The organism is Streptomyces sp. NBC_00536, from assembly GCF_036346295.1.
Taxonomy (GTDB): domain Bacteria; phylum Actinomycetota; class Actinomycetes; order Streptomycetales; family Streptomycetaceae; genus Streptomyces.
This window is the reverse complement of sequence record NZ_CP107819.1, coordinates 4,403,308-4,417,650: the sequence shown is the minus strand read 5'-3', so window position 1 is coordinate 4,417,650 and position 14,343 is coordinate 4,403,308. Positions and strand designations below refer to the sequence as shown.

The window sequence follows — 14,343 nt, the reverse complement described above, 5'->3', positions numbered from 1 at the left end:
ACCAAACCGGATATGGGCACGGTTCGTTACTTCAGAACTACACAGTGGACGCGAGCAACTGAGGACAAGCCCTCGGCCTATTAGTACCAGTCAGCTCCACCCGTTACCGGGCTTCCACATCTGGCCTATCAACCCAGTCGTCTACTGGGAGCCTTACCCTCTCAAGGAGGTGGGAATACTCATCTTGAAGCAGGCTTCCCGCTTAGATGCTTTCAGCGGTTATCCCTCCCGAACGTAGCCAACCAGCCATGCCCTTGGCAGGACAACTGGCACACCAGAGGTTCGTCCGTCCCGGTCCTCTCGTACTAGGGACAGCCCTTCTCAATATTCCTACGCGCACAGCGGATAGGGACCGAACTGTCTCACGACGTTCTAAACCCAGCTCGCGTACCGCTTTAATGGGCGAACAGCCCAACCCTTGGGACCGACTCCAGCCCCAGGATGCGACGAGCCGACATCGAGGTGCCAAACCATCCCGTCGATATGGACTCTTGGGGAAGATCAGCCTGTTATCCCCGGGGTACCTTTTATCCGTTGAGCGACAGCGCTTCCACAAGCCACTGCCGGATCACTAGTCCCGACTTTCGTCCCTGCTCGACCCGTCGGTCTCACAGTCAAGCTCCCTTGTGCACTTACACTCAACACCTGATTGCCAACCAGGCTGAGGGAACCTTTGGGCGCCTCCGTTACTCTTTAGGAGGCAACCGCCCCAGTTAAACTACCCATCAGACACTGTCCCTGATCCGGATCACGGACCGAGGTTAGACATCCAGCACGACCAGAGTGGTATTTCAACGGCGACTCCACAACCACTGGCGTGGCTGCTTCAAAGTCTCCCACCTATCCTACACAAGCCGAACCGAACACCAATATCAAACTATAGTAAAGGTCCCGGGGTCTTTCCGTCCTGCTGCGCGAAACGAGCATCTTTACTCGTAGTGCAATTTCACCGGGCCTATGGTTGAGACAGTCGAGAAGTCGTTACGCCATTCGTGCAGGTCGGAACTTACCCGACAAGGAATTTCGCTACCTTAGGATGGTTATAGTTACCACCGCCGTTTACTGGCGCTTAAGTTCTCAGCTTCGCCACACCGAAATGTGACTAACCGGTCCCCTTAACGTTCCAGCACCGGGCAGGCGTCAGTCCGTATACATCGCCTTACGGCTTCGCACGGACCTGTGTTTTTAGTAAACAGTCGCTTCTCGCTGGTCTCTGCGGCCACCCCCAGCTCACGGAGTAAATCCGATCACCAGTGATGGCCCCCTTCTCCCGAAGTTACGGGGGCATTTTGCCGAGTTCCTTAACCATAGTTCACCCGAACGCCTCGGTATTCTCTACCTGACTACCTGAGTCGGTTTAGGGTACGGGCCGCCATGAAACTCGCTAGAGGCTTTTCTCGACAGCATAGGATCATCCACTTCACCACAATCGGCTCGGCATCAGGTCTCAGCCTTAATGTGTGACGGATTTGCCTATCACACGGCCTACACCCTTACCCCGGGACTACCACCGCCCGGGCTGGACTACCTTCCTGCGTCACCCCATCGCTTACCTACTACCACCTTGGATCAGCGGCTCCACCACTTTCCTTTCCCCGAAGGGTCCGGAACGGCTTCACGGCCTTAGCATTAATGGATTCGATATTGGGCGTTTCAAAGCGGGTACCGGAATATCAACCGGTTGTCCATCGACTACGCCTGTCGGCCTCGCCTTAGGTCCCGACTTACCCTGGGCAGATCAGCTTGACCCAGGAACCCTTAGTCAATCGGCGCACACGTTTCTCACGTGTGTATCGCTACTCATGCCTGCATTCTCACTCGTGAACCGTCCACAACTAGCTTCCGCTGCTGCTTCACCCGGCACACGACGCTCCCCTACCCATCACAGCGGGCGTTGGCCCTATTGCTGCAATGACACGACTTCGGCGGTACGCTTGAGCCCCGCTACATTGTCGGCGCGGAATCACTTGACCAGTGAGCTATTACGCACTCTTTCAAGGGTGGCTGCTTCTAAGCCAACCTCCTGGTTGTCTCTGCGACTCCACATCCTTTCCCACTTAGCGTACGCTTAGGGGCCTTAGTCGATGCTCTGGGCTGTTTCCCTCTCGACCATGGAGCTTATCCCCCACAGTCTCACTGCCACGCTCTCACTTACCGGCATTCGGAGTTTGGCTAAGGTCAGTAACCCGGTAGGGCCCATCGCCTATCCAGTGCTCTACCTCCGGCAAGAAACACGTGACGCTGCACCTAAATGCATTTCGGGGAGAACCAGCTATCACGGAGTTTGATTGGCCTTTCACCCCTAACCACAGGTCATCCCCCAGGTTTTCAACCCTGGTGGGTTCGGTCCTCCACGAAGTCTTACCTCCGCTTCAACCTGCCCATGGCTAGATCACTCCGCTTCGGGTCTAGAGCGTGCAACTCAATCGCCCTATTCGGACTCGCTTTCGCTACGGCTTCCCCACACGGGTTAACCTCGCTACACACCGCTAACTCGCAGGCTCATTCTTCAAAAGGCACGCAGTCACGACCCATTGAGTAAACTCAATGAGCGACGCTCCCACGGCTTGTAGGCACACGGTTTCAGGTACTATTTCACTCCGCTCCCGCGGTACTTTTCACCATTCCCTCACGGTACTATCCGCTATCGGTCACCAGGGAATATTTAGGCTTAGCGGGTGGTCCCGCCAGATTCACACGGGATTTCTCGGGCCCCGTGCTACTTGGGAGATTCTTAAGCAAGCCGCTGATGTTTCGTCTACGGGGGTCTTACCCTCTACGCCGGACCTTTCGCATGTCCTTCGACTACATCAACGGTTTCTGACTCGCCGACCGGCCGGCAGACCGATCAAAAGAATTCCCACAACCCCGCATGCGCAACCCCTGCCGGGTATCACACGCATACGGTTTGGCCTGATCCGGTTTCGCTCGCCACTACTCCCGGAATCACGGTTGTTTTCTCTTCCTGCGGGTACTGAGATGTTTCACTTCCCCGCGTTCCCTCCACACTGCCTATGTGTTCAGCAGTGGGTGACAGCCCATGACGACTGCCGGGTTTCCCCATTCGGACACCCCCGGATCAAAGCTCAGTTGGCAGCTCCCCGGGGCCTATCGCGGCCTCTCACGTCCTTCATCGGTTCCTGGTGCCAAGGCATCCACCGTGCGCCCTTAAAAACTTGGCCTACAGATGCTCGCGTCCACTGTGTAGTTCTCAAGCAACGACCAGCCACCCATCACCCCACCAGACAAGCTGGCGAGTTCACTGGGGCCGGCATCGCAGAAAGCACAACCTCACGGCCGTACCTTCAGATACCCAACAACGTGCCAGGCACGACCACCCTTTGGAATCTTCTTTCCACGCCCTAAGGCAGTACTTGAAGACCGTCAGGTCTGATCGCGCCAAATAATCAACGTTCCACCCATGAGCAACCGTGCGAGTCATTCGCTCGCAGTCGGCTATATGCTCCTTAGAAAGGAGGTGATCCAGCCGCACCTTCCGGTACGGCTACCTTGTTACGACTTCGTCCCAATCGCCAGTCCCACCTTCGACAGCTCCCTCCCTTACGGGTTGGGCCACCGGCTTCGGGTGTTACCGACTTTCGTGACGTGACGGGCGGTGTGTACAAGGCCCGGGAACGTATTCACCGCAGCAATGCTGATCTGCGATTACTAGCAACTCCGACTTCATGGGGTCGAGTTGCAGACCCCAATCCGAACTGAGACCGGCTTTTTGAGATTCGCTCCGCCTCGCGGCATCGCAGCTCATTGTACCGGCCATTGTAGCACGTGTGCAGCCCAAGACATAAGGGGCATGATGACTTGACGTCGTCCCCACCTTCCTCCGAGTTGACCCCGGCAGTCTCCTGTGAGTCCCCATCACCCCGAAGGGCATGCTGGCAACACAGAACAAGGGTTGCGCTCGTTGCGGGACTTAACCCAACATCTCACGACACGAGCTGACGACAGCCATGCACCACCTGTATACCGACCACAAGGGGGCGACCATCTCTGGCCGTTTCCGGTATATGTCAAGCCTTGGTAAGGTTCTTCGCGTTGCGTCGAATTAAGCCACATGCTCCGCTGCTTGTGCGGGCCCCCGTCAATTCCTTTGAGTTTTAGCCTTGCGGCCGTACTCCCCAGGCGGGGAACTTAATGCGTTAGCTGCGGCACCGACGACGTGGAATGTCGCCAACACCTAGTTCCCAACGTTTACGGCGTGGACTACCAGGGTATCTAATCCTGTTCGCTCCCCACGCTTTCGCTCCTCAGCGTCAGTAATGGCCCAGAGATCCGCCTTCGCCACCGGTGTTCCTCCTGATATCTGCGCATTTCACCGCTACACCAGGAATTCCGATCTCCCCTACCACACTCTAGCCTGCCCGTATCGAATGCAGACCCGGGGTTAAGCCCCGGGCTTTCACATCCGACGCGACAAGCCGCCTACGAGCTCTTTACGCCCAATAATTCCGGACAACGCTTGCGCCCTACGTATTACCGCGGCTGCTGGCACGTAGTTAGCCGGCGCTTCTTCTGCAGGTACCGTCACTTTCGCTTCTTCCCTGCTGAAAGAGGTTTACAACCCGAAGGCCGTCATCCCTCACGCGGCGTCGCTGCATCAGGCTTTCGCCCATTGTGCAATATTCCCCACTGCTGCCTCCCGTAGGAGTCTGGGCCGTGTCTCAGTCCCAGTGTGGCCGGTCGCCCTCTCAGGCCGGCTACCCGTCGTCGCCTTGGTAGGCCATTACCCCACCAACAAGCTGATAGGCCGCGGGCTCATCCTTCACCGCCGGAGCTTTTAACCCCCGCCCATGCAGGCAGGAGTGTTATCCGGTATTAGACCCCGTTTCCAGGGCTTGTCCCAGAGTGAAGGGCAGATTGCCCACGTGTTACTCACCCGTTCGCCACTAATCCACCCCGAAGGGCTTCATCGTTCGACTTGCATGTGTTAAGCACGCCGCCAGCGTTCGTCCTGAGCCAGGATCAAACTCTCCGTGAATGTTTACCCGTAATCGGGTGCCCACTCGCGTTGAGCGGGACAGTCATGCCGGAATATGGCCGACCGTCCACTGCGTCCTCGCTGTTGTGGTTGCCTGCAAGCACCCGAAGGCCTCACAGGTCTTTTTCAAAGGAACCTCATCCACCGAAGTGGACGGGGTATCAACTTCTGGCGTTGATTTTTGGCACGCTGTTGAGTTCTCAAGGAACGGACGCTTCCTTTGTACTCACCCTCTCGGGCTTTCCTCCGGGCTTCGTTCTTCGTTTCCGACTCTATCAGATCCTTTCGGGCCTGACCCCCAGTCAGCGGGGTTTGTCTTTCCGGCTGTTGGGCCGTTCCGACTCCCGAACTCTAGCGGATTTCCCGGGCGGCTCATAATCGGGCCTTGGAAATGAATTCGGGCATGCCGAATTCGTTCCCGGTGGGAGATCGTGCTGAGTTGGGTGCCGCTACGAGGCGGCGTCATCTGTTCTCACAGAACCGTTCCGGCTCCGGGACAACTCGAAGAACCTTACGGATCCCCGGGGCTGGTGTCAACCCCGGGTTCACGTGGCAGGTCAGGCGGGCGACTGGAGGCCTTCGACCCGGTCCAGCAGGCGCGTGAGGATGTCGCCGAGGAGGGCGCGCTCCGCCGTGGAGAGGTCCTGGAGGAGGTCCTCCTCGAAGACCGTGGCCGCGCGCATCGCGTCGAGCCACTTGCTGCGGCCCTCGTTCGTCAGCTCCACGATCACGCGGACCCGGTTGGACTCGTCCCGCTCGCGCGTCACCAGGCCGTCCGCGGTCATGCGGTCGATCCGGTGGGTCATCGCGGCCGGCGTCAGGCCCAGCTGCTTGGCCAGCTCGCTCGGGCCCATCCGGTACGGGTCGCCCGCGAGCACGAGGGCCTTGAGGACCTCCCACTCGGCGTTGCTGATGCCCAGGGCCGCCGTCTGGCGGCCGTACGCGACGTTCATCCGGCGGTTGAGGCGGCTCAGGGCCGACACGACCTTCTCGACCTGGGGGTCGAGGTCCTGGAACTCGCGCTGATAGACGGCGATCTGCTCATCGAGGCTCGGCTCGTGGACGGGCGTAGTGCCGTCGGGGGTGTCACCCATGGACCGAAGTATGGCACGGGCCCATTGGCGTCTAACTCCTTCGGTGTGTAGAGTTAAGGATCGAACTTTAGGTATGAAGTCTTCAGGCTTCAGTAGTGAAGGCAGGTGAGAAGTGACCAAGGTGATGGGCGCTGCGATGCGGAGGATCCAGGCCGGTAACGCGCTGACCGCGTTCGGTATCGGTTTCACGGTTCCGTTCCTCTATATCTACGTGGCGCAGGTGCGGGATCTGGGTGCGGCCACCGCGACGTGCGCCTTCGTGGCGTTCGCCCTGGGCGCTCTCCTCGCGCTGCCCCTGACCGGTCGGATCATCGACCGGCGCGGGCCCGTCCCCGTGGTCATGGGCGCGGCGGTCGCCGCGTCCGTGGGTGCGATATCGCTGGGGCTGTCGACCGGCGTCGTCCCGATCCTGCTGTCCGCGCTGGCGCTGGGCGCCGGTCAGGCCGTGATGCAGCCCGCGCTGGCCACGATGATCGTGTGGTGCTCGACCCCGAGCACCCGGACGCGCGCCTTCGCGCTGCAGTTCTTCATGCAGAACCTGGGTCTGGGCATCGGCGGCCTCATAGGCGGCCAGATCGTGGACGTGACGCGTCCCGGCAGCTTCACCCTGCTGTTCAGCATCGAGGCCGTGATGTTCCTGGTGCTGGCGGGCGTGATCGCCACCGTGCGGATGCCGCACGCGCCGAGCATCAAGGACGCGGTGCCGAAGGACCCCGCCCAGGCCGGCGGGAGCGGCTGGAAGCGGCTTCTGGAGCACAAGGCGATGGTCCAGCTCTGCGTGCTGGGCTTCGTGATCTTCTTCGCTTGCTACGGACAGTTCGAGTCGGGTCTCGCCGCCTTCGGTACCGAGGCCGCCGGGATCTCCCCCTCCACCCTCGGTTTCGCGCTGGCCGCCAACACCGGTGCGATCGTCGTGGCGCAGTTCGTGGTGCTGCGGCTGGTCGAGAAGCGGCGCCGGTCGCGCGTCATCGCGCTGGTCGGTGTGATCTGGACGGGCGCCTGGCTCATAGCCGGGTTCTCGGGCCTGGGGCACGGCAGCGCCATGATGGCCGCCGCCGCGTTCATCACGACGTACGCCCTCTTCGGCATCGGTGAGGCGATGCTGTCGCCGACGCTGGCCCCGCTGGTCGCGGATCTGGCGCCGGAGGGTTCCGTCGGTCAGTACAACTCGGCTTTCGCCCTGGTCAAGCAGATGGCGCTGGCGCTCGGCCCGCTGGGCGTGCCGGTCGGCGCCGGGGTGCCGATGCTGTACATCGGGATCTTCGTCGTGGTCTCGCTCGGGATCGCCTGGCTCGCGCTGCGGCTCGGCAAGCGGCTGACGCCGGTGCAGGACAACCCGTCGCTGCTGAAGGGCGCGCCGGCTGCGGTGGCGGCTCCGCGGGCCGCTGCCGTCGCCGAGCCCGTCTCGGCGTAGCGGGCGAGCGCGTACGTACGTACACGGGTGAGGCCCCGGTCCGATGGGACCGGGGCCTCACGCGTGCCCGCCTACCTGTCCGGGTGCTTGTCGGGGTGTTTGTCCGGCAGGGCGAACTCGCACCAGACGGCCTTGCCGCCGCCCGGGGTGCGGCGGGTGCCCCACGAGGAGGCGATGGTGGCGACGATCGAGATGCCGCGGCCCGTCTCGTCGGCCGGTTCGGCGCGGCGGCGGCGCGGGAGGTGGTCGTCCCCGTCGGTGACCTCGACGATCAGGCGGCGGTCGGTGCGGCGCAGCCGCAGGCGCATCGGCGGGGTGCCGTGCTGGAGGGAGTTCGCCACGAGTTCGCTGGCGGCCAGCACCCCGAGGTCGCACAGCTCGATCGGGAAGCGCCAGGAGGCGAGGACGCCCTGGGCGAAGGCACGGGCACGCGGGGCCGCCTCGATGCCGCCCAGCAGCTCCAGGGCGGCGTTGTGGAACAGCTCGGCTTCCGAGCCGACGCGGGCGGGCTGCTGGAGGACCATGACCGCGACGTCGTCGTCGTGGTCGGCGTCCACGCCCAGGGCGCGCATCAGCCGGTCGCAGATGACGGCGGGGGTGCCCAGGGCGCCGGAGAGGGCGCGTTCCAGGGCGGCCACGCCCTCGTCGATGTCCTCGCCCCGGCGCTCGACCAGGCCGTCGGTGTAGAGGACGGCGGTGGAGCCGGGTCCCAGGGCGATGGTGCCGGAGGTGTGCAGCCAGCCGCCGGTGCCGAGCGGTGGACCGGTGGGGTCGGCGGCTCTGCGGACGGTGCCGTCCTCATCGCGGACCAGGATGGGCAGGTGGCCCGCGGAGGCGTAGGCGAGCAGGCCCTCGCTGGGGTCGTGGACGGCGTAGACGCAGGTCGCGATCTGGCTGGCGTCGATCTCGGCGGCGAGTCCGTCGAGGAGCTGGAGCACTTCGTGCGGGGGCAGGTCGAGGCGGGCGTAGGCGCGGACGGCGGTGCGCAGCTGGCCCATGACGGCGGCGGCGCGGACGCCGCGGCCCATCACGTCGCCGATGACGAGGGCGGTGCGGCCGGCGCCGAGGGTGATGACGTCGTACCAGTCGCCGCCGACCGCGGCTTCGGTGCCGCCGGGCTGGTAGGTGGCGGCGATGCGCAGGTCGTCGGGCTGTTCCAGTTCCTGGGGGAGCAGGGAGCGCTGGAGGGTGACGACGGCCTCGCGCTGGCGGCGCTCGGCGGCGCGCAGCCGTTCGACGGCTTCTGCGTGGTCGGTGACGTCGGCGAGGTGGATCAGTACGCCCGCGCTGCGGCCCGCGCCGTCGGCCTCGGGGAATTCCACGGGGGTGCAGGTGGCGGTGTAGGAGCTGCCGCCGGGTGCCTTGCGGTTCTTGGCGGTACGGGGCTTGCCGCTGCGCAGGACCTGGTCGAGGAGCGGGAGCAGGCCGAGCTCGCCGATTTCGGGCAGGGCTTCGTGGGCGGCGGCGCCGGTGGGCCGGGGGCCGAACCCGGCGGTGTAGGCGTCGTTGACGTAGGCGATGCGGTGCTCGGGGCCGTGGACGAGCGCGACGCGGGCGGGGAGGCAGCCGAGGACCTCTCGTACGGAGAGCACGTCGAGGGAGGGGACGGCGGCGAGCGCGGCGGCGGAGCCGGTTCCGGTGCCGGAGACGGTGGCGTCCGTGGGGTCGGCGGGGCAGCCGTCGCGGGTGGACGGGGTCCGCTCGGCACCGGCACCGGTGCCGGCGGGGTCGGCGCGGCCGCCGCGGGCTGCCGGGACGGAGCCTTCGCCCCGCTTGGCCTGGGCTGCGGCGTGTTCGGTCCTGGCGGCGGCGCGGCGCTGCGTTCCGGGAAACCGGGCGCTCCAGCGCGTGAAGTTCACTGCGTTCAAGCCTCGTGGTGTCGCTATTGGTCGCTGCATCGCTCGTGGTCGGTCGCCGGGCGGCGTCACTGCGGCGTCACTCTGTGCAGGTGTGAGCCCACCTATGGTCACACGCCCAGTGTGGCCGACCACACGGTCGACGTCAGCGCTGGTTGTCCTTCGGGGGGTTGGGGGCGGTGGGGGGCGGGGGTTGTTTGGGGCCGCCGCCCGCGGCGAGTTCGAATTCGGCCCTGGGGTGTTCGAGGGAGCCGAGGGAGACGATCTCGCGCTTGAAGAGCCCGGAGAGGGTCCATTCGGCGAGGACGCGCATCTTGCGGTTGAAGGTGGGGACGCGGCTCAGGTGGTACATGCGGTGCATCAGCCAGGCCGGGTAGCCCTTGAGCTTGCGGCCGTAGACGTGGGCGACGCCCTTGTGGAGGCCGAGGGAGGCCACGGAGCCGACGTACTTGTGGGCGTACTCGGTGAGGACCTCGTCGCGCAGGGCGTGGACGAGGTTGTCCGCGAGCACCTTGGCCTGGCGGACCGCGTGCTGCGCGTTGGGGGCGCATTCGGTGCCCGGTGCGGCGGCGGTGATGTCGGGGACGGCGGCCGCGTCGCCGGCGGCCCAGGCGTGTTCGACGCCGGCGACGGTGAGGAAGGCGGTGCAGGCGAGCCGTCCGCGTTCGTTCCTGGGGAGGTCCGTGGCGGCGAGGACGGGGTGGGGTTTGACGCCCGCGGTCCACACGATGGTGCGGGTGGGGAAGCGGGCTCCGTCGCTGAGGACGGCGACGCGGTTCTCGCAGGATTCGAGGCGGGTCTCCAGGCGCAGGTCGATGTTGCGGGCACGCAGTTCGCGGATCGTGTATTTGCCCATTTCGGGGCCGACTTCGGGGAGGATCCGGTCGCTGGCCTCCACCAGCACCCATTTCATGTCTTCGGGTTTGATGTTGTGGTAGTACCGGGCGGCGTAGCGGGCCATGTCCTCCAGTTCCGCGAGTGCTTCGACGCCCGCGTAGCCGCCGCCGACGAAGACGAAGGTGAGGGCCGCGTCGCGGATGGCGGGATCGCGGGTGGAGGAGGCGATGTCCATCTGTTCGATGACGTGGTTGCGCAGGCCGATGGCCTCTTCGACGGTCTTGAACCCGATGGCGTACTCGGCGAGCCCGGGGATGGGCAGCGTGCGGGACACGGAGCCGGGGGCGAGGACGATCTCGTCGTACTCGATCTCGACGGCGCCGGTGCCCTCCTCGTCGGTGGCGAGGGTGGTGACGGTCGCGGTCCGTTTGGCGTGGTCGATGCTGCGGGCCTCGCCGATGACGATGCGGCAGCGGTTCAGGACGCGGCGCAGCGGTACGACGACGTGGCGCGGGGAGATGGATCCCGCGGCCGCCTCGGGGAGGAAGGGCTGGTAGGTCATGTACGGCTCGGGAGTGATCACCGTGACCTCGGCCTCGTCGGCTCTCAGCTTTCGCTGGAGCCGGAGCGCCGTGTACATGCCGACGTAACCTCCGCCGACGACGAGGATGCGTGTCCGGGGCGGGGTGCCGGGGGCCGAGCCCCGGGAGTTAGCAGCCTTCACCATCCCATGACGCAACGTGGCTGGGAGTTTGTCCACAGGCCCGACAAATTGTGTGACCGGAGGTGGGGGCGTGAAGGGCCGGTCCGGCGGTGCCGATGGGGGGTGAGGTGCGCAGGTCAGGCCGTGCGGAAGGGGTGATTCCGGGGGCTTGGAACGGAAAAGTGGGGGTCAATGCTCCGATCGAGCGATGGTCCGTACGGAGCTGCCTCTTCTGAATTGACTCTGGCTCAACTATGTTCGTAGCCCGTCGAGGAGTTAGGACCAGGGCCCACATGACCGTGGCCCCCCTCGACACGAAGGCGGGGACTGTCTCCGGGGGGAGACAAATGATTACCGGGGGAAACATATGAACATTTCCGATTTCCATGGTTCTGCGACCGCGCTCTCGGCCGAGAGCGCCACTCGCGTGATCGCTGGTGGAACCTCGCACGGTGTGGGCCGTTCCACGCCCCTGCGGGTCGACGCACAGCGCAACCTCGAACACGTCCTGCGCGCCGCGCGCGAGGTGTTCGGCGAACTGGGCTACGGGGCTCCGATGGAGGATGTCGCGCGGCGCGCCCGCGTCGGCGTCGGCACCGTCTACCGGCGCTTCCCGAGCAAGGACGTCCTGGTCCGGCGCATAGCCGAGGAGGAGACTTCCCGGCTGACCGAGCAGGCCAGGGCCGCGCTCGGCCAGGAGGAGGAGCCGTGGCAGGCGCTGTCGCGCTTCCTGCGCACCTCCGTCGCCTCGGGCGCCGGGCGGCTGCTGCCGCCGCAGGTGCTGCGGGTCGGCTCGGTCGGCGAGGACGGCGAGGACGTACTGGAGGCCGTCGACACGGCGCGGGTGCCGCAGCAGCGGCAGGCCGCCGTGGTCGGCGGACAGCCCGACCTGCGGGTCGTGGGCGGACGGACGGCGGCCGAGGACGAGCCGTCGGAGGACGCGGGCGCCGGAGCGCTCCTGGAGGTGGTCGGCCGGCTGGTCGACCGCGCCCGGGAAGCCGGTGCGCTGCGCCGCGACGTCACGGTGGCCGATGTCCTGCTCGTCATAGCGACGGCGGCGCCCGCGCTGCCGGACCCCGCTCAGCAGGCGGCCGCTTCGGCCCGGCTGCTGGACATCCTGCTGGAGGGGCTGCGCTCGCGGGCCGTCTGAGGATGTGAGGCGCGTGGGTCACCACGGTGCGGTGGGGCCGCCGGGGAACCGGTGGGCCTGCCGCGCCCGGTGGCCCTCCGCCTCCGGATACGGCTCCGCCGGGTGAATCCGTGGACCGGGCTCCTCGAACGGACCATCACTCGGACGGGTGAGGTGTGGAGCGGGGATTCGCCGAATCCTGCCCGGATGAGTGGATGCCGTCCGGAGCGGTCCGGTGCGCGGTCGCCGTGTGACACGCTGGATCGGTGTACCGGTCTGAGTGTGTCCTGCGGGGGCTTGCGCGATGAGCGTTGACGGGCGGGAAGATCCGGTCTCCGGTGCGATGGGCCCCGGCGGCGAGTCCGACGCGGGTGAACTGCCCGCCCGACAGGTCCCCGCCCAGCGCGAACCGGGCGGCGGCAGCCGCGGGTACGGCGCCGCGGGTACGGCTGGTGTCGCCGGTACCGCCGGTGGGGCCGGTGGGGAAGCGCCCGCTTCCGATGCCGAGTTGATCGCCCGGATGCGTGGGGGTGACGACGGTGCCTATGAGGAGCTGTTCCGTCGGCACGCCGATTCCGTACGCCGTTACGCGCGCACCTGCTGCCGGGACGCCCACACGGCCGACGACCTGACCGCCGAGGTGTTCGCCCGGACCCTCCAGGCGGTGCGCGGCGGGGCCGGGCCGGACCAGGCGGTGCGCGCGTACCTCCTCACCACCGTCCGCAGGGTCGCCGCGGCCTGGACGAAGACCGCCAAACGCGAGCAGCTCGTCGAGGACTTCGCCCTGTTCGCGGAGCAGGCCGGAGCGGGAGCCGAGGCCGGGACGGGGCTGGCGCCCGGCGCCGACACCCTCGAACTGGGCGCGGACGTACGGGCCATGCACGAGGCCGAGCAGTCCCTGGCCATGCAGGCCTTCCGCAGCCTGCCCGAGCGGTGGCAGGCCGTGCTGTGGCACACCACCGTCGAGGAGGCGTCGCCGAGCGCGATCGCCCCGCTGTTCGGCCTGACCGCCAATGCCACCGCGGTCCTGGCCAGCCGGGCCCGGGAGGGGCTCAAGCAGGCCTACCTCCAGGCCCATGTGAGCACCGCGCTGAGCGAGGGCGGGGACTGCGCCCGCTACGCCGACCGCCTCGGCGCCCATGCCCGGGGCGGGCTGCGGGTGCGGGCCGAGCGGGGGCTGCGCAAGCACCTGGAGGAGTGCGTGAAGTGCCGGCTGGTCGCCGGTGAGCTGAAGGACGTCAATGCCGGGATCCCGGCGCTGCTTCCGGTCGCGGTCATCGGGTGGTTCGCCGCCGGGTACGCGGTCAAGGCGGCCGGGGTGGTGGCCGGTGGGGTCGTGGCCGCGGGTGGCGCGGGTGCCGCCGCTGCGGCCGTGGGCGGTTCGACGGCGGGGGCCGGGGCGGCGGGTGCGGGTGCCGGGGCTGCCGGTGCCGGGGCCGCGGGCGCCGCCGGTGGGTCCGGGGCCGGTGCCGGGTCGGGTGCCGGGGCGCTGGCCTCCGAGGGGCTCGGGCTGCCCGCCAAGGCCGCCATCGCCGCCGGGGTCGTGGTCGCCGCCGCGGCCGGGGTGGTGTTCGCGCTGGCCGGGGACGACGCGAAGCCCGAGGCCCGGGTGGCGCCGAAGCCGCCCGCGGTGGCGCCCGCGGTGCCGGACGCCCCGGTTCCGCCGCCCCCGGAGCCCGGTTCGCCCGCGCCGCTGACGCCGGTCGCGCGTACGCCCGTACCGTCGCCGCGCAGTTCGGCGCCGCATGCTCCCTCGCCCTCGCCGTCCAAGGCGGCCCCCGCGAAGCCGAGCCCCGGGCGGCCGACGCCGACTCCGACCCGGCATTCGCCCACGCCGTCCCCGCCGTCCGCTCCGGCGGCCGGGTACCAGCTGGTGCGGCTGGATCAGTCCGTCCTCGGCGACCACACCGGGCCCGAGGTGCAGACCTGGCGCAGCAGCTGGGTGTGGCAGCGCTGGGGGCTGGTGGTCGGGGACCGGCGGTATGCGCACGGGATCACCGTCAACGCCCGTTCGTCGGTGGAGATCACCCTGAACCGGACGTGCACGTCGTTCTCGGCACGGGCCGGGGTGGACGGGCTGTCCCTGCCGGGTGACGGCTCGGTGCGGTTCTCCGTCTACGGCGACGGGGTACGGCTGTGGCAGTCGGCCGCCGTCGGCTACGGGGACCGCGCGGTGCCCGTCGAGGTCGGGCTGAGCGGCCGCAAGACGCTGCGGCTGGTCGTGGAGCACGCCGGACGGCACCCCGACCTGACCCTGGCCGCCTGGGCGGACGCGGTCATCAGCTGCCGGTGATCGGCCGGCGGTGAGCCGCTG

General features: G+C 66.8%; 6 protein-coding genes and 2 rRNA genes. 3 read left to right on the top strand and 5 right to left on the bottom strand.

The annotated features are described in order from the left end of the window. Positions 1 to 60 precede the first annotated feature (60 nt). The 3 genes from OHS33_RS19400 to OHS33_RS19390 all read right to left on the bottom strand — a co-directional run bounded on the left by OHS33_RS19400 (position 61) and on the right by OHS33_RS19390 (position 6,090). A 23S ribosomal RNA gene (locus tag OHS33_RS19400) occupies positions 61 to 3,182 on the bottom strand. A 289-nt stretch (positions 3,183 to 3,471) separates the two neighbouring features. Beyond that, positions 3,472 to 4,996, bottom strand: a 16S ribosomal RNA gene (locus OHS33_RS19395). Together the 16S and 23S rRNA genes form the textbook arrangement of a ribosomal RNA operon. 557 nt (positions 4,997 to 5,553) lie before the next feature. Beyond that, on the bottom strand, positions 5,554 to 6,090 hold the full coding sequence (locus tag OHS33_RS19390; protein ID WP_330331671.1) for a MarR family winged helix-turn-helix transcriptional regulator: 537 nt from the start codon (positions 6,088 to 6,090) through the stop codon (positions 5,554 to 5,556). A gap of 124 nt (positions 6,091 to 6,214) precedes the next feature. Between OHS33_RS19390 and OHS33_RS19385 the strand changes: the two genes are divergently transcribed. Further along, positions 6,215 to 7,504 (top strand): MFS transporter, encoded by a 1,290-nt coding sequence (locus OHS33_RS19385; protein ID WP_330335108.1) that lies wholly within the window; start codon positions 6,215 to 6,217, stop codon positions 7,502 to 7,504. 71 nt (positions 7,505 to 7,575) lie between these two features. Here OHS33_RS19385 and OHS33_RS19380 read toward each other — a convergent pair whose 3' ends face one another. Together OHS33_RS19380 and OHS33_RS19375 are read right to left on the bottom strand one after the other, a co-directional pair. Next, on the bottom strand, positions 7,576 to 9,363 hold the full coding sequence (locus tag OHS33_RS19380) for an ATP-binding SpoIIE family protein phosphatase (protein WP_330335107.1): 1,788 nt from the start codon (positions 9,361 to 9,363) through the stop codon (positions 7,576 to 7,578). A gap of 142 nt (positions 9,364 to 9,505) precedes the next feature. Next, positions 9,506 to 10,924: an NAD(P)/FAD-dependent oxidoreductase gene (locus tag OHS33_RS19375; RefSeq protein WP_330331670.1), complete on the bottom strand. Its 1,419-nt coding sequence runs from the start codon at positions 10,922 to 10,924 to the stop codon at positions 9,506 to 9,508. 343 nt (positions 10,925 to 11,267) lie between these two features. Between OHS33_RS19375 and OHS33_RS19370 the strand changes: the two genes are divergently transcribed. Both OHS33_RS19370 and OHS33_RS19365 read left to right on the top strand, forming a co-directional pair. Continuing rightward, positions 11,268 to 12,050, top strand: coding sequence for a TetR/AcrR family transcriptional regulator (locus OHS33_RS19370; protein WP_330331669.1), 783 nt, complete (start codon positions 11,268 to 11,270; stop codon positions 12,048 to 12,050). Positions 12,051 to 12,333: 283 nt separating this feature from the next. Beyond that, a complete protein-coding gene (locus tag OHS33_RS19365; RefSeq protein WP_330331668.1) occupies positions 12,334 to 14,322 on the top strand; it encodes a sigma-70 family RNA polymerase sigma factor in 1,989 nt (662 codons plus the stop codon). Positions 14,323 to 14,343: the final 21 nt, after the last annotated feature.

Coding starts and splice junctions, on each gene's coding strand:
- OHS33_RS19390 (WP_330331671.1), bottom strand. CDS start 6,090: ATGGGTGACACCCCCGACGGCACTACGCCCGTCCACGAGCCGAGCCTC.
- OHS33_RS19385 (WP_330335108.1), top strand. CDS start 6,215: ATGGGCGCTGCGATGCGGAGGATCCAGGCCGGTAACGCGCTGACCGCG.
- OHS33_RS19375 (WP_330331670.1), bottom strand. CDS start 10,924: ATGGTGAAGGCTGCTAACTCCCGGGGCTCGGCCCCCGGCACCCCGCCC.
- OHS33_RS19370 (WP_330331669.1), top strand. CDS start 11,268: ATGAACATTTCCGATTTCCATGGTTCTGCGACCGCGCTCTCGGCCGAG.
- OHS33_RS19365 (WP_330331668.1), top strand. CDS start 12,334: ATGAGCGTTGACGGGCGGGAAGATCCGGTCTCCGGTGCGATGGGCCCC.